This is a genomic window from Pseudarthrobacter sp. C1, from assembly GCF_034720455.1.
In the GTDB taxonomy this organism is placed as follows: Bacteria; Actinomycetota; Actinomycetes; order Actinomycetales; family Micrococcaceae; genus Arthrobacter.
This window is the reverse complement of record NZ_JAYESK010000002.1, coordinates 1-14,501: the sequence shown is the minus strand read 5'-3', so window position 1 is coordinate 14,501 and position 14,501 is coordinate 1. Positions and strand designations below refer to the sequence as shown.

Genomic DNA, 14,501 nt, shown 5'->3' with positions numbered 1-14,501 from the left:
CCATGGACCAGACAAAACGCCAGCCCCGAAAAACGGGCTGGCGTTTTGCGTTCCTCGCCGTCTTCCTGGCCGTTGCCGTCAGCGGGCTGGTCCGCTCATTGTGGCTCGATGTCTATTTCATCCCGTCTGCCTCCATGGAGCCCGGGCTGGAAGGCGGGGACCGTATCCTGGTTTCCCGGACCGACTTCCGGGACGAACCGGTCCGGCACGGGGATATCGTCGTCTTTGACGGCCGGGGTACCTTCGCCCCGCTCAAGAGCGGCAACGGCCCCCTCATGGATGCGGCGGCCGCCATTACCCAATGGGCCGGCCTTACGGGCAGCGACACAACCTACGTCAAAAGGGTCATCGGCATGCCGGGCGATTCGGTAGCCTGCTGCGACGCCGGCGGCAACGTGACGGTGAACGGCGAGCCCTTGGAGGAGCCGTACATTTTCAGCGGTGACGCCCCCAGCACCCAGAAGTTCAGCGTCGTGGTCCCGGAGGGGCGCCTCTGGCTGATGGGTGACCACCGGTCGCTGTCCGCCGATTCCAGAAGCCTGCTCGGTGCCCCCGGCGGCGGCATGGTCCCGCTGGACAGGGTTATCGGCAGGCCGGTCCAGATCATCTGGCCCCTTGATAGATTTGCTTCAGTACCACGTCCGCCTGCGGCAGGACCAACAACAGAGAACGGACAGTAGATGCCCGAGAACCACGCGCGGATTCCTGAACCACGTCAGGACGGGGCTTCGGGCACACCCGCCGATGCGGTTCCGGTGACGGCCGCCCGGGATCCCGCGGCGCCCGCCCCCGCCGCCGCGGACAGCCGCTCTGCCGCCAAGGCAGCCGGGAAATCCGCTGGCAGCCCGGTCCTTGCCTGGCTGAAGGAAATCGCCACTGTGGTGGTGATCGCCGTCGTGCTGTCCTTCCTCATCAAGACGTTCCTGTTCCGGGCGTTCTTTATCCCGTCCGAGTCCATGGTCAATACGCTGGACGTCGACGACCGGATTTTCGTCAACCTCCTGGTGCCTGAACCGTTCTCGCTTAGCCGCGGCGACGTGGTGGTTTTCCGGGACACCAAGGGCTGGCTGCCTGCCGCGCCGGAAAAGGAGCAGGGGCCCTTCACCTGGATCCAGGACGGCCTGACCTTCGTCGGCCTGCTGCCGGACAACTCTGAACAGCACCTGGTCAAAAGGGTCATCGGACTGCCGGGGGACCACGTGGTCTGCTGCGATGCCGGCGGTAAACTGACCATTAACGGGACGGCAATCAACGAAAGCTACGTCAACCCCGCCGAGGTGCCGCAGATCCGCACCTTCGATGTAGTTGTCCCTGAAGGGAAGGTGTGGGTGATGGGCGATAACCGGAACCACTCCGCCGACTCCCGGGCCCACATGGATTCCGACGGCGGGTTCATCGACCTCGACGACCTCGAAGGCAAGGCGGCGGTCATTGCCTGGCCGCTGAACCGCATCACCACCCTTGGCAATTACCCGGACGTGTTCCGGAACGTGCCGGCGGCGCCCTGACCATGTCCACGGCAATCAAGCCCGGGACGGGTCCCGCCAGGCCGCCCGCGCGCGCAAAGGCCCCTACGTTGAGGCACGAGCGGGCCTTCAAGGCACAGGGGATACGGTACCTCGCAGGGGTGGACGAGGTGGGGCGGGGCGCGCTTGCCGGCCCGGTCAGCGTGGGCATTGCCGTGGTGGACCTGGAACGCCAGAAGCCGCTGGCCGGCGTGCGGGACAGCAAGCTCCTGAGCCCCGCCGAACGGGAGCGGCTCGAACCGCTGGTGCGCCGTTGGAGCGTGGCTTCGGCAGTCGGCCATGCCTCCGCCCAGGAAATTGACTCCATCGGCATCATTGCCGCCCTGCGCCTCGCCGGAACACGGGCCTGGCGGGAGGTTCTTGAGGCAGGCATCCGTCCGGAGGCGGTGCTCCTGGACGGCAGCCACAACTGGCTTTCCCCCGCGGAGCAGCTGTCATTGTTTGACGAACCCGTTGTCGAGGCCAGCTGTGACGCCCCAGTGCATACCAAGATCAAAGCTGACATGCAGTGCTTGAGCGTCGCTGCGGCAAGCGTCATCGCCAAAGTTGAACGGGACAGGATGATGCGGGAACTGCACGTCGAGTTCCCCGACTTTGGCTGGGACATCAACAAGGGCTACGCCACGGCCCTGCACCGCGACGTCCTCCGCGCTGCCGGGCCGACGCCCTACCACCGGGTCAGCTGGCGCCTGCTTGGCGGAGACCTGCTCGACGGCGGGCTGCCGGACGGGCAGGATCCGGACGGTGAAGATCCGGATGGCGAGGATCCCGCCGTCGACGCCTGAGTGCTCCGGCGCGGGCAGCGGCTGCCCCGCCGATGGTGCAAGATGGAAGCATGAGTGCTGAGGATCTTGAAAACTACGAAACCGACATGGAGCTCCAGCTCTACCGTGAATACCGGGACGTGGTCGGATTGTTCAGCTATGTTGTCGAAACCGAACGCCGCTTCTACCTGGCCAACCATGTCGACCTGCAGGCGCGCAGCGCCGACGGCGAAGTCTACTTCGACCTCACCCTGCAGGACGCGTGGGTGTGGGACGTCTACCGCTCGGCCAGGTTCGTCAAGAGCGTCAGGGTCCTCACGTTCAAGGACGTCAACGTCGAAGAGCTGCCCCGCAACGAGGAACTTTCCCTTCCCAAGGACGTCGACCTGGGCAACTAGCTCCGTTCCGCCGGCCGGACCCTCCCTGTAAAGCGGACTCCTCCTGCACAGGGGCACCTGACCGCATTTAATCCACATAGGCGGTCATCGTCCTGTCCTCCGTGCTCCAGCCACCACAGGCTGGTTGCGGAGGTAGAAATGAAATCGAAAGACCTGTTGGGCCGGCACGGCGAGGACCTCGCCGCCGGCTATCTTGAAACCCTGGGCATGCTGGTGGTTGAGCGTAACTGGCGCTGCACCGAAGGCGAAATAGACATAGTTGCCCTCGACGGCGACGCCCTGGTCATCGCCGAAGTAAAGACCCGCCGCACCCTGGACTACGGCCATCCCTTCGAAGCCGTGGGCCCGGAAAAACTTGCGCGGCTCCACCGGCTTGGGGCTGCGTGGTGCAGGGACCGGGAGCTGCGGATGCCGCTGCGGCGTGTTGACGTCATCGCGGTGATAGACGACGGCGGCGGGACACCCCTGGTGGAACACCTCAAGGGGGTGGGATAAGTGCCACTGGGCCGCACCTACTCCATTGCCCTGGTGGGGCTGAACGGATACATGGTGGAGGTTGAGGCCGACATCGGCCAGACCCTCCCGGCGTTCGTCCTCCTCGGCCTCCCCGACGCTTCCCTCAACGAGGCGAAGGAGCGCATCCGGTCCGCCGCGAAGAACTCCGGGATTCCCCTGAGCCGGAGGAAAATCACCGCCAACCTTATCCCCGCCTCGTTGCCCAAACGCGGTTCGGGATTCGATCTTGCCGTCACCATGGCAGTGCTCCGCGCCGCCAATGACATCAAACCCACGGGGCGGACCGTGTTCATCGCGGAGCTTGGGCTCGACGGCAGGCTGCGCCCGGTCAGGGGCATCCTGCCGGCCGTGATGGCCTCGGTGCAGGCCGGATATCCGGACATCGTCGTGGCACAGGCGAACTTCGCGGAGGCGGCACTGGTCCCCGATGCCAAGGTGCGGGGGTACAGCACGCTGGCCAGGCTGGCACTGGACTTCGGTGCAGATCCCCAGGAGCTCGCGCTGGATTTCGAACCCGAGGACGCGGACAGTGCCGACGAGGCAGCCGGCGAATCGGGGGCGTACCCCGATATGGCCGATGTCTCGGGCCAAGGCGATGCACGGCGTGCGCTGGAGGTGGCGGCCGCCGGGGCGCACCATCTCCTCCTGACGGGTCCGCCGGGCGCCGGGAAAACCATGCTGGCGGAACGCCTGCCCGGGCTCCTGCCCGATCTTGGCGACCATGAGTCCATGGAGGTTACAGCCATCCATTCGCTGTGCGGGCTGCCTTCCTCCTCAGTCCAGCTGCTCCGGCGGCCGCCGTTCGAAAGCCCGCACCACTCGGCAACCGCGGCTGCCATCATCGGCGGCGGCTCCGGGCTTCCCCGGCCGGGGGCGGCCTCCCGGGCACATCGGGGCGTCCTGTTCCTTGACGAGGCCCCGGAGTACGAGCGCCGGGTGCTGGACGCGCTGCGCCAACCGCTGGAAAGCGGCGAGCTGGTGATCCACCGGTCAGCCGGAACCGCCGCCTATCCCGCCCGCTTCCAGCTCGTCCTCGCGGCAAATCCCTGCCCCTGCGGCAAAGCTTCCGGAAAGGGACTCGAGTGCACCTGCACACCCATGATGCGTCGGCGGTATCTCGCCAGGATGTCCGGGCCGCTCCTGGACCGCGTGGACATCCAGCTGCAGGTGGAACGGGTCTCCCTGGCCGACTTCGGACAAGCCGGAGCGGAGGAAGATACCGCCACCGTGGCGTGCCGGGTGCGCGGCGCACGGGGGCGGCAGTTCGAGCGGCTGGCACGCTATGGGCTGGAGACCAATGCACAGGTCCCGGGCCGCATCCTGCGGGGTGAGCTTAGGTTGCCGGCGGCCGTGACCCGCATCCTGGACCATTCGCTGGAACGGGGCGTGCTCACGGCCCGCGGCTACGACCGGGTGCTCCGGCTGGCCTGGACCCTGGCAGACCTCGGGCACCGGGAACAGCCGGACACCAACGACATCGGGCAGGCCCTGGGCCTTCGGCAGGCAGCGGCGGCCGCGGCATGACTCAAGTAGCCAGGGACATCGAACGGCGTTCCCGTGCCGCCCTCTCGCGATTGATGGAGCCGCAGGACGCGGCAGGTCTGGCCCTTGTGCAGGTGGCCGGGGCGGTGGACGCACTGCGGATCGCTACCGGCGAGGTGGCGGCAGGGCCGGATATGGAGCGGGAGATTACCGCACTCCTCACGGACGGCGGTTCGGCCGCGGTCTGGGCCGGGATGGCCAACGCCCTCAAACGCTGGAAGCCCCGCGTCCCCGATCTCGCTCCCGAACGCGACCTTGAAACCATGGCACGGCTCGGCGGGCGCCTGATCATTCCGTCGGACGGGTTATGGCCTGCCCAGCTGGCAGACCTCGGAATCCAGGAGCCTATCTGCCTCTGGTGGCGGGGCCAGGAACAGAGGCTTCCCGATGCGGCCACAGCCGTTGCCATTGTGGGGTCCAGGGACAGCACGAGCTATGGAGCATCGGTCACGGGCGATATGGCCTACTCCCTGGCCCAGCGCGGATTCACCGTGGTGTCCGGCGGCGCCTACGGCATAGACGCGCATGCCCACCGGGCAGCCCTTGCCGGTGCGTCGGATTCCCTGCCGACCATTGCGGTGATGGCCGGGGGAGTGGACCGTTTCTACCCCTCGGGAAACGAGGACCTCCTGCGGGCCGTGTGCAACCAGGGCGCAGTCCTCGCCGAGGTTCCCCCAGGGTCCGCCCCCACCCGCTACAGGTTCCTCCAGCGCAACCGCATTATTGCCGCGCTGTCAGCCGTTACCGTCGTTGTCGAGGCAAGGTGGCGGTCCGGGGCACTGAACACCGCCCACCACGCCGAGACCCTCGGCCGTGCTGTCGGTGCTGTTCCCGGATCCGTGCACAGCGCCAACTCGGCCGGCTGCCACCGTCTTCTTCGGGATGGCGGGGCCGTTTGCGTGACGGACGCCGCCGAGGTTGCCGAACTGGCGGGACCCAGCGGTTCTGCCCTTCCTGACGCGCGCCAAGGCCAGGCCGCCGTTCAGGACGGACTGACCCTGGAGGATCTGATTCTTCTGGACGCCCTGCCGCTGCGCTCCACCACGTCCGTCGAAAAGCTCTCCACGGTCGCGGGCCTGGGCCAGGAATCCGTCCGGGCCGGCTTGGGCCGGTTGGGTTTACTGGGCTTGGCCGTCTCGGAGCGGGGCGGCTGGAAACGCGGAAAGGCAACCAGCTGATGCGCCTGATCCGCCGTTGTGGGCGTACGGGCGGGACGGGAGGTGCGTGTCAGCGCTCCTTTCGGCGCTGGAACTGAGACAGTAGGGGGGTGGAAAATGAGGAACTGCCCGCGGAGCTTCGCGCGGCGCTTGAGGCCTTCGCGCGGTACCTGTCCGCCGAGCGCGCCGTTTCTCCACACACGCTCCGAGGGTACCTGGGCGACGTCCGGAGCCTCCTGTCCCACGCCGCGGCGGAAGGGGCCCTCCGCCTTGGGGACCTGGAGCTTGGAACGCTCCGTCGCTGGCTCGGGGACCAGAGCCAGGCCGGAGCAGCACGGGCAACCCTCGCCCGTCGGTCCGCCTCCGTAAGGGTCTTCACGGCCTGGGCGCTGGCGGAGGAGCTCATCGTTGCGGATCCCGCCCTGCGTCTCAAGGCTCCCAAGCGGGAACAAGCTTTGCCCGGCGTCCTGCAGGCCGCACAGGTGACCCGGCTGCTGGCCACCCTGGACGATGCGGCGGCCGAGGGCGCGCCGCTTTCCCTGCGGAACCGTGCCATCGTGGAACTGCTCTACGCCACCGGTGTCCGTGTGGGCGAACTGGCAGGGCTCGACATCGATGATTTGGACCCCGACCGCCGCACCCTGCGCGTCATCGGCAAGGGCAACAAGGAACGCACGGTGCCCTACGGTGTTCCCGCTGCCCTGGCCGTGGACGACTGGCTGCGGCGGGGCAGGCCCCTGCTCGCCAAGGGCAGCAGCGGGCCGGCGCTCTTCCTGGGCGCCCGCGGCGGCCGGGTGGACCAGCGCCAGGTCCGCGCCATGGTCCACGACCTCTTCGCAGGGCTTGGCGATACCTCGGCCTCGGGGCCGCATGCCCTGCGGCATTCGGCGGCCACGCATCTGCTGGACGGAGGGGCCGATCTCCGCGCCGTACAGGAAATCCTTGGCCACAGCAGCCTGGCCACCACCCAGATCTACACCCATGTCTCGGTGGACCGGCTCCGGCAGAGCTACCAGCAGGCCCACCCGAGGGCGTGAGCCTGCACCGCCATGAATCGCACTGGCGTAATTTCGTGGGGTACGGCACAATGAGAGTCACGTCCGGTAACTTTCAAGTCCTGCGTGAAGCTTGCGGCTTTTCGCGTCACAGCAAGTCCGGACACAGCTTTATCTGATACATCTGAATAGGCAGGCAGGAACGCCGCCGCAGTGCAGGCACCAGCAGTTCCATCCAGGCAGAGGTCGTTGGGGAAGACGTACCTAGAGCTATGGAGGATGGAATGTCTGATGCAATGACCCGCGGTGTGCTGTTCGTTCACTCGGCCCCTACGGCCCTGTGCCCTCATGTTGAGTGGGCCATCGGATCCGTCGTGGACAAGCGGACGGATCTTGAGTGGACCCCTCAGCCTGCCGCGCCCGGAATGTTCCGGGCAGAGCTGTCATGGACCGGCGCCCCCGGGACAGGATCCAAGCTTGCGTCGTCCCTGCGCGGGTGGGCGCACCTTCGGTATGAGGTCACGGAGGAGCCAAGCCAGGGCGTTGACGGCGGGCGGTGGTCGCACACCCCTGAGCTTGGGATCTTCCACGCCGTCACCGACGTCCACGGCAACATCATGGTGTCCGAGGACAGGATCCGTTACGCCTACGAGTCGGGCGCCGGTGACCCCGCCGCCGTCTACCACGAACTCTCCCTCGCCCTGGGCGAAGCCTGGGACGAAGAACTCGAACCGTTCCGGCACGCTGCTGAAGGCGCTCCCGTGCGCTGGCTCCACCAGGTGGGCTGACCGCCGTCGAGCTGACGTTTTCCATAGCAAAGAGGAGGCCCCGCCAACCGGCGGGGCCTCCTCTCGTAAACGGATCAAATCCGGGGCATTAGACGCTGCGGACGGCAATCACGGCGTTGTGGCCGCCAAAGCCGAACGAGTTGCTCAGCGCGACGATGCTGCCGGCGGGCAGGTCCCGGGCGGAGGTGACGACGTCGAGCGGGATTTCCGGGTCCTGGTTTTCCAGGTTGATGGTCACGGGTGCCTTCCGGTCGTACACGGCAAGCACCGTGAGTACGGCCTCGACGGCGCCGGAGGCGCCCAGGAGGTGCCCCATCTGGGACTTCGTGGCGGAGACGGCCACATTGTCCACATGGGATCCGAGGGCGGCGCGGAGGGCGGTGTATTCAGGCTTGTCGCCCACCGGCGTCGACGTGGCGTGCGCGTTGACGTGCACCACATCCTCGGGCTGGATCCTGCCGTCGAACATGGCGGCCTTCAGCGCACGCGTGGCGCCCAGGCCCTGGGGGTCGGGAGCGGTGATGTGGTACGCGTCGGCAGTGACCGACGTTCCGGCCAGTTCGCCATAGATACGCGCACCGCGCGCCAGTGCGTGTTCCTCAGCTTCGAGGACCAGTGCGCCGGCACCCTCGCCCATGACAAACCCGTCACGTCCGGTGTCGTAGGGGCGGGATGCCCCCTGGGGATCGTCGTTCCGGCGGGAAAGTGCCTGCATGGATGCAAATGCCGCCAGGGGCATGGGGTGGATGGCAGCCTCGGCGCCGCCGCACATGACCACATCCGCCTTGCCCGAGCGGATCAAATCCAGGCCCAGGTGCAGCGCCTCGGTACCCGAGGCACAGGCCGAAACAGGGGTGTGGGCGCCGGCGCGGGCACCGAGGTCCAGGCTGACCGCAGCGGCGACACCGTTGGGCATCAGCATGGGAACGGTCATGGGCAGCACACGGCGGGGGCCCTTCTCCTTGAGCGTGTCCCAGGCGTCCAGAAGTGTCCAGACACCGCCGATGCCGGTGGCGAAGGCAACAGCGAGGCGGTCCTTGTCGAACTCGGTGATGCCGGAATCGGCCCAGGCCTCACGGGCCGCAATGACGCCGAACTGGGTGGAGGGGTCCATGCGCTTGGCTTCGACGCGGCTGAGCACGTCCAGGGCCGGGGTGCTGCAGCGCGCAGCGAAGTGGACAGGCAGCTCGTACTTGGCCACCCAGTCGTCCTCCAGGGTGCGGGCACCGGAGACCCCCTTGAGCGCGTTGTTCCACATCGTGGGTACATCGCCGCCAATGGGCGTGGTGGCACCCAGACCGGTAATGACTACTTTGCGTGTCATGGGATCACTCTTTCGTCGGTGGGGAATCCGTCTTCCGGAGGTCCCGCGTTTTGATGATCGGCACCGTTCCAACGGGCGGAAGGTGCCGGAAAAATGCGGCGGGCTGCCGGTCCGGTCATCCGGACCGGCAGCCCTGCCATGCCGTAACGGCGGAAGCCTTGGCTAGGCCTGCGCTCCGGCAATGAAGCTGACGGCGTCGCCGACGGTCTTGAGGTTCTTGACCTCTTCGTCGGGGATGCGGACGCCAAACTTTTCCTCGGCGTTGACCACGATGGTCATCATGGAGATGGAGTCGATGTCCAGGTCCTCGGTGAAGGACTTGTCCAGCTCCACGGCCTCGGGGGCCAGGCCGGTTTCCTCGTTGACGATTTCAGCCAAGCCGGCCAGGATCTCTTCGTTGCTAGCCATTGATGGCTCCTTTTCTTGTATTGCCGGCAGGTGCTGCCGGAAATGGTCCGGGCCGCGGATGCGGCCCGTTGGGGCGTTCCTAGGGAAGGACAATTACCTGGGCGCCGAAGACCAGCCCCGCGCCGAAACCGATCTGCAGGGCCAGTCCGCCGCTTAGCTCCGGATTTTCCTGCAGCAGGCGGTGCGTGGCGAGCGGGATGGATGCTGCCGAGGTGTTGCCTGCGTCAGCGATGTCCCGTGCCACTGTAACGCTCTCCGGCAGCTTCAGCTTCTTCACCATCTCGTCGATGATGCGCATGTTCGCCTGATGGGGAATGAAGGCCACCAGGTCCTCCGCCTGGATGCCGGCGGCATCAAGGGCCTGCTGGGCAACCTTGGCCATTTCCCAGACGGCCCAGCGGAAAACGGTCTGCCCGTCCTGGCGAAGGGTGGGGTACAACTCCTGGGCCTCTTCCAGGAGGGCGAGGTCGCCTGTGGAATCGGACTGCCGGGCGGCCATGCCGAGGTCGCGGACATCCAGCATGGAACGGGTCATGCCGATCGCGTCCCATTTGCTGCCGTCCGATCCCCAGACAGAGGGGGCGATTCCGGGGGTGTCGGAGGGGCCGATGACGACGGCGCCGGCTCCGTCTCCGAGCAGGAACGAGATGGTGCGTTCCCTGTTGTCGATGACATCGGACAACTTTTCGGCGCCGACCACCAGGACGTACTTGGCGGCACCGGAGCGGACCAGGGCGTCACCCTGGGCGATGCCGTAGCAGTATCCTGCACAGGCGGCCGAAATGTCGAAGGCAGGAGCCGGGGTTGCCCCGAGGCGGTCAGCCAGGCTGGCTGCGGCGGACGGGGTGGCATACGGGTGGGTCACCGTGGACACAATGACGGCGCCGAGCTGGGAAGGTTCGATGCCGGCCTTTTCCATCGCCTCGCGTGCCGCACCCTCGGCCATGTCGATGACACTGATGTCCGCGGGGGCACGGTGGCGCGTCACGATGCCGGTCCGCTGGCGGATCCACTCGTCGGAGGAATCGATCCACTGGCAGACATCCTCGTTGGTGACGATGACGCTGGGACGGTAGGCGCCCAGTCCAAGGATGCGGGTGTGCTCCTGGATGGGAGCCTGCTTCAGCGTGGGAACGCTCATGCGTCTCCCTCCAGTTCTGCGAAGAGTGCCAGGGCGGCGGAAAGGTCGTCGGGGGTCTTGACGGCTACGGTCTTGACGCCGGGCATGCCCCGCTTGGCGAGGCCGGCCAGGGTGCCGGCGGGGGCAAGTTCAATAACGCCGGTGACGCCCCGGGCTACCATCGCCTCCATGCAGCGGTCCCAGCGGACGGGACGTGACACCTGGGCAATAAGGCTGTCGACGGCGGCGCTCCCGTCAGTGACTTCGCCGCCGTCGTAGTTGGACAGCAGCGGCACCTTCGGTGCCTGCGGCTTCAACTGCGGCTGCAGCGCCTTGAGGGCGCTGACGGCGGGGGCCATGTGGCTGGTGTGGAACGCGCCGGCCACCTTAAGGGGAATGACCCTGGCCTTAGCGGGCGGGTTCGCGGCCAGGGCGTTCAGCTGTTCAAAAGTGCCTGCTGCGACGGTCTGGCCCGCCCCGTTGACGTTGGCGGGGGTCGCGCCCGCGGCCGTGATGGCCGCAAGGACCTCGGCGGGGTCGCCGCCAACTACGGCGCTCATGCCCGTGGGAGTGACGGACGCAGCCGCTGCCATGCTGTTGGCACGCTCGCGCACGAACGTCATGGCTTCCTGCTCCGTGAGCACTCCGGCGAGGGCGGACGCGGTGATTTCACCTACGGAGTGGCCCGCGAGGATAACCGGAAGGGAACTGAGCTCAACATCAAACAGCGAACCCGCGGCAACAAGGCCGGCTGCGACGATCAGGGGCTGCGCGACCGCGGTGTCCTTGATGGTTTCCTCATCCGAGGTGGTTCCGTGGGCGGTCAGGTCAATGCCTGCGATCTCGCTCAAGGAGGCCAGTTGGCCTGCCACCGAGGGCAGTTCCAGCCAAGGGGCCAGAAAACCCGGGGTCTGTGAGCCCTGTCCAGGGCAAACTATTGCAAGCACGTATCCAGCTTTCCAAATTACTGTGTGCTCCAGCGGTGTTTGTCCGCACCAAGCTCACGGGGTCAGGTTGTAGGAAGTCTACAACGCCTTAGGCTTGATTCCGGGACGGCAGGCGCTCCGCGGCAGCTTTAGGCGGGGCGGAAAGACGCCCCACCACGAGCGCAGCCTGCAGGACAAAGGCTTCCCTGGGCAGGAGCGGATCCCAGCCTGTGACGTCACAGACACGCTTGAGCCGGTACCGGACGGTGTTGGCATGGACGAAGAGTTCCCGCGCCGTTGCCTCCAGCGAATGGCCCAATTCCAGGTAGGTTCCCAGGGTCTCCACCAGGCCGTTGGACGCCGCCAGCAACGGGCGGTAGATGTTCTTGACGAGGGAACGGCGCGCGGCGTCGTCCCCGGATATAACTCGTTCCGGGAGCAGATCGTCGGCGGCCACCGGACGCGGCGCGGCGGGCCATGCCCTGGCCGCGGTCAGCCCGGCGAAGGCCGACTGGGCCGATCCGCTGGCTTCCAGCAGGGAACCGGCCTCCGGGCCGTACACCACCGGCCCGGGCGCAAACATTTCGCTGAGCTTCACATACGCCGTTTCCCGGTCCTGGACGCCACCCAGGATGAGGATGAGCCGGTCACCCTGGATGCCCACCAGGGCGTCCTCCGCATACCGGCCGGCCATCCGGCGCAGTTCGCTGACGTAGCTGGCGCTGGGCTCCGAGGGAGAATTGCCCACCATGACGGTGAAGCGCTCCTGTGCCTTCCAGCCCAGTGCCGCGATCCTGGAGCGCAGGGCGTCCGTGTTTTCCCCGCGCAGGATGGCGTCCACGATGAGGGCTTCGAGCCGGGTGTCCCAGGAACCGCGGGATTCGGCGGCCCGGGCGTAGACGTCGGCGGCAGCGAAAGCGACTTCCCGCGAGTACCTCAACACTGCTTCCCGCAGTGATGGCTGGTCGGCTTCCGGCGCAATCACGGGAACCTGGTCCTCCACCACCTCGACGACGATCCGGATCAGCTGCAGCGCCTTCTGCAGGCTGATGGACCGGGTCAGTTCGGTGGGCGCGGTGCCGAAGACGTCCGTGAGGATCCAGGACGGCGAGCTTGGCCGCTCGTACCAGGTGACAAAAGCGGCGATGCCGTTCTGGGCCACCATGCCCAGGGCCGAGCGTTCGTCCGAGCTGAGCCGGCTGTACCAAGGCAGCGACTTTTCCAGCTCGCGCATGGTGGTGGTGGACAGCTGGCCCACGTTTGCCCGCAGTTTCTTCAGCGTCTCGGATTTCTCCGGCGTGACCCTGGGCGTGGACGGTTTGCGCTTGGCGGACGGGGTGGCAGGTGCTGGCATTCTCTGAGCATACGGGCCCCGCCGCGCAACCTCCATTTGTGCAAAGGCTACAATGCGCATTGGCCTGCGTCACAGGACACTCCTGCCGAAACGGACGACGGCGGCCCCCGCCTTTCGGAGGGAGCCGCCGTCGCGGTTCTACTGCGGGGAGGTGCTAAGCCTCGCCGCCGGCGTTGCCGGTGGTGCCGGCATTGACGTTGTGGAGCCTGTACTTCTCAATCGCCTTGATCGGAGCCTGCGAATCCACTTCACCGCGGCGCGCGAGCATCTCCAGTGAACGCACCACGATGGAGTGGGTGTCGTTCTTGAAGAAGCGGCGGGCGGCGGCGCGGGTGTCGGAGAAGCCGAAGCCGTCGGCGCCGAGGGTGGCGAATTCGTTGGGCACGAATTGCCGGATCTGGTCGGGGACGGCTTTCATGTAGTCGGACACGGCGACGACGGGTCCGGTGGCTCCTTCGAGCTGCCGGGTGACGAAGGGGACGCGGGCGGGTTCGCCGGGGTTGAGGAAGGCTTCCTCTTCGGCGGCGAGGCCATCGCGGCGCAGTTCGTTCCAGGACGTGACGGACCAGACGTCTGCTGACACGGACCAGTCTTCTGCAAGGATCCGCTGGGCTTCGATGGCCCACGGCACCGACACGCCGGAGGCGAGGATCTGGGTCCGGGGACCGTCGATCTTTGCCGGGGCGAGCAGGTAGATGCCCTTGATGACGCCCTCGACGTCGAGTTCCTCGGGTTCTGCGGGCTGGGTGATCGGCTCGTTGTACACGGTGAGGTAGTACATCAGGTTCCGGTCTTCCGAGTCCGGCCCGTACATGCGTTCGATGCCGTCGCGGATGATGTGGCCCATTTCGTAGCCGTAGGCGGGGTCGTAGGTGACGACGGCGGGGTTGGTGGAGGCGAGCAGGGGGGAGTGGCCGTCGGCGTGCTGGAGTCCTTCGCCGGTGAGGGTGGTCCGTCCTGCGGTGGCGCCGATGATGAAGCCGCGGGTCATTTGGTCGGCTGCGGCCCAGAAGGCGTCGCCGGTGCGCTGGAAGCCGAACATGGAGTAGAACACGTAGACCGGGACCAGGGGCACGCCGTGGGTGGCGTAGGCGGTGCCTGCGGCGGTGAAAGCTGCCACGGCGCCGGCTTCGTTGATGCCGGGGTGGATCAGCTGGCCCTGGGCGGATTCCTTGTAGGCCAGGACCAGGTCGCGGTCTACGGAGAGGTAGTTCTGGCCCTTGGGGTTGTAGATCTTGGCCGTGGGGAAGAACGCGTCCATGCCGAACGTGCGGGCCTCGTCGGGGATGATCGGGGCGATGTGCTTGCCGAAGTTCTTGTCCCGCATCAGGTCCTTGAGCAGGCGCACGAAGGCCATGGTGGTGGCGGCCTGCTGCTTGCCCGAGCCCCGCTTGGCGACCTCGTAGGACTTCGCGTCCGGCAAGGTGATCTCGGCGTGCTTGGACCGTCGTTCCGGGACGGCCCCGCCCAGGGCTGCGCGGCGCTCCATCATGTATTTGATTTCGGGAGCGTCGTTGCCGGGGTGGTAGTACGGGGGCTGGTACAGGTCTTTTTCGAGCTGTTCGTCCGTGATGGGGATCCGCAGGTGGTCGCGGAATTTCTTCAGGTCATCCAGGGTGAGTTTCTTCATCTGGTGGGTCGCGTTGCGGCCCTCGAAGTGCGGTCCGAGGCCGTAGCCCTTGA

General features: G+C 66.8%; 15 protein-coding genes. 9 read left to right on the top strand and 6 right to left on the bottom strand.

The window, feature by feature from the left end; genetic code table 11:
- Nucleotides 1-2: 2 nt before the first annotated feature.
- From lepB (U7114_RS02750) to U7114_RS02710, 9 genes are all read left to right on the top strand, one after another.
- On the top strand, nucleotides 3-680 hold the full coding sequence (lepB, locus tag U7114_RS02750; RefSeq protein ID WP_323056500.1) for a signal peptidase I: 678 nt from the start codon (nucleotides 3-5) through the stop codon (nucleotides 678-680).
- The gene (gene lepB, locus U7114_RS02745) at nucleotides 681-1,508 is read left to right on the top strand and encodes a signal peptidase I (protein ID WP_323056499.1); all 828 of its coding nucleotides are present in this window, start codon (nucleotides 681-683) and stop codon (nucleotides 1,506-1,508) included. It abuts the gene before it with no gap.
- Nucleotides 1,509-1,510: 2 nt separating this feature from the next.
- On the top strand, nucleotides 1,511-2,311 hold the full coding sequence (locus U7114_RS02740; RefSeq protein WP_323056498.1) for a ribonuclease HII: 801 nt from the start codon (nucleotides 1,511-1,513) through the stop codon (nucleotides 2,309-2,311).
- A 50-nt stretch (nucleotides 2,312-2,361) separates the two neighbouring features.
- Nucleotides 2,362-2,688, top strand: a complete 327-nt coding sequence (locus U7114_RS02735) for a DUF2469 domain-containing protein (RefSeq protein ID WP_157241918.1) — start codon at nucleotides 2,362-2,364, stop codon at nucleotides 2,686-2,688.
- Nucleotides 2,689-2,826: 138 nt separating this feature from the next.
- Nucleotides 2,827-3,183, top strand: coding sequence for a YraN family protein (locus tag U7114_RS02730; protein WP_157241919.1), 357 nt, complete (start codon nucleotides 2,827-2,829; stop codon nucleotides 3,181-3,183).
- Nucleotides 3,184-4,728 carry a YifB family Mg chelatase-like AAA ATPase gene (locus tag U7114_RS02725; RefSeq protein WP_323056497.1) on the top strand — a complete coding sequence of 515 codons (1,545 nt, stop codon included), beginning with the start codon at nucleotides 3,184-3,186 and terminating at the stop codon, nucleotides 4,726-4,728.
- A complete protein-coding gene (dprA, locus tag U7114_RS02720; RefSeq protein WP_157241920.1) occupies nucleotides 4,725-5,924 on the top strand; it encodes a DNA-processing protein DprA in 1,200 nt (399 codons plus the stop codon). The genes U7114_RS02725 and dprA overlap by 4 nt, the downstream gene beginning before the upstream one ends.
- An 89-nt stretch (nucleotides 5,925-6,013) precedes the next feature.
- Entirely contained in the window at nucleotides 6,014-6,940 is a 927-nt protein-coding gene (locus U7114_RS02715) for a tyrosine recombinase XerC (RefSeq protein WP_323056496.1), read from the top strand.
- A gap of 242 nt (nucleotides 6,941-7,182) precedes the next feature.
- Nucleotides 7,183-7,686 (top strand): DUF3145 domain-containing protein, encoded by a 504-nt coding sequence (locus U7114_RS02710; protein ID WP_157241921.1) that lies wholly within the window; start codon nucleotides 7,183-7,185, stop codon nucleotides 7,684-7,686.
- Between the two features lie 88 nt (nucleotides 7,687-7,774).
- Here the strand turns inward: U7114_RS02710 and U7114_RS02705 are convergent, their stop codons facing one another.
- The 6 genes from U7114_RS02705 to U7114_RS02680 form a co-directional block, all read right to left on the bottom strand.
- Nucleotides 7,775-9,010 carry a beta-ketoacyl-[acyl-carrier-protein] synthase II gene (locus U7114_RS02705; RefSeq protein WP_321213783.1) on the bottom strand — a complete coding sequence of 412 codons (1,236 nt, stop codon included), beginning with the start codon at nucleotides 9,008-9,010 and terminating at the stop codon, nucleotides 7,775-7,777.
- Nucleotides 9,011-9,172: 162 nt separating this feature from the next.
- Nucleotides 9,173-9,418, bottom strand: coding sequence for an acyl carrier protein (locus U7114_RS02700; RefSeq protein WP_009359314.1), 246 nt, complete (start codon nucleotides 9,416-9,418; stop codon nucleotides 9,173-9,175).
- A 79-nt stretch (nucleotides 9,419-9,497) separates the two neighbouring features.
- Nucleotides 9,498-10,559 carry a beta-ketoacyl-ACP synthase III gene (locus tag U7114_RS02695; protein ID WP_157241923.1) on the bottom strand — a complete coding sequence of 354 codons (1,062 nt, stop codon included), beginning with the start codon at nucleotides 10,557-10,559 and terminating at the stop codon, nucleotides 9,498-9,500.
- Nucleotides 10,556-11,485 carry an ACP S-malonyltransferase gene (locus tag U7114_RS02690; RefSeq protein ID WP_323056495.1) on the bottom strand — a complete coding sequence of 310 codons (930 nt, stop codon included), beginning with the start codon at nucleotides 11,483-11,485 and terminating at the stop codon, nucleotides 10,556-10,558. Before U7114_RS02690 ends, U7114_RS02695 begins: the two co-directional genes overlap by 4 nt.
- A gap of 88 nt (nucleotides 11,486-11,573) precedes the next feature.
- Entirely contained in the window at nucleotides 11,574-12,818 is a 1,245-nt protein-coding gene (locus U7114_RS02685) for a PucR family transcriptional regulator (protein WP_157241925.1), read from the bottom strand.
- A 154-nt stretch (nucleotides 12,819-12,972) separates the two neighbouring features.
- Nucleotides 12,973-14,501, bottom strand: a 1,529-nt coding sequence (locus tag U7114_RS02680; protein ID WP_416235538.1) for a transketolase-like TK C-terminal-containing protein, incomplete at its 5' end; no start/stop codon positions are given.

Bases quoted from the DNA above. Each gene is read 5' to 3' on its own strand.
- lepB (WP_323056500.1), top strand. From the start codon at position 3: ATGGACCAGACAAAACGCCAGCCCCGAAAAACGGGCTGGCGTTTTGCG.
- lepB (WP_323056499.1), top strand. From the start codon at position 681: ATGCCCGAGAACCACGCGCGGATTCCTGAACCACGTCAGGACGGGGCT.
- U7114_RS02740 (WP_323056498.1), top strand. From the start codon at position 1,511: ATGTCCACGGCAATCAAGCCCGGGACGGGTCCCGCCAGGCCGCCCGCG.
- U7114_RS02735 (WP_157241918.1), top strand. From the start codon at position 2,362: ATGAGTGCTGAGGATCTTGAAAACTACGAAACCGACATGGAGCTCCAG.
- U7114_RS02730 (WP_157241919.1), top strand. From the start codon at position 2,827: ATGAAATCGAAAGACCTGTTGGGCCGGCACGGCGAGGACCTCGCCGCC.
- dprA (WP_157241920.1), top strand. From the start codon at position 4,725: ATGACTCAAGTAGCCAGGGACATCGAACGGCGTTCCCGTGCCGCCCTC.
- U7114_RS02710 (WP_157241921.1), top strand. From the start codon at position 7,183: ATGTCTGATGCAATGACCCGCGGTGTGCTGTTCGTTCACTCGGCCCCT.
- U7114_RS02705 (WP_321213783.1), bottom strand. From the start codon at position 9,010: ATGACACGCAAAGTAGTCATTACCGGTCTGGGTGCCACCACGCCCATT.
- U7114_RS02700 (WP_009359314.1), bottom strand. From the start codon at position 9,418: ATGGCTAGCAACGAAGAGATCCTGGCCGGCTTGGCTGAAATCGTCAAC.
- U7114_RS02695 (WP_157241923.1), bottom strand. From the start codon at position 10,559: ATGAGCGTTCCCACGCTGAAGCAGGCTCCCATCCAGGAGCACACCCGC.
- U7114_RS02685 (WP_157241925.1), bottom strand. From the start codon at position 12,818: ATGCCAGCACCTGCCACCCCGTCCGCCAAGCGCAAACCGTCCACGCCC.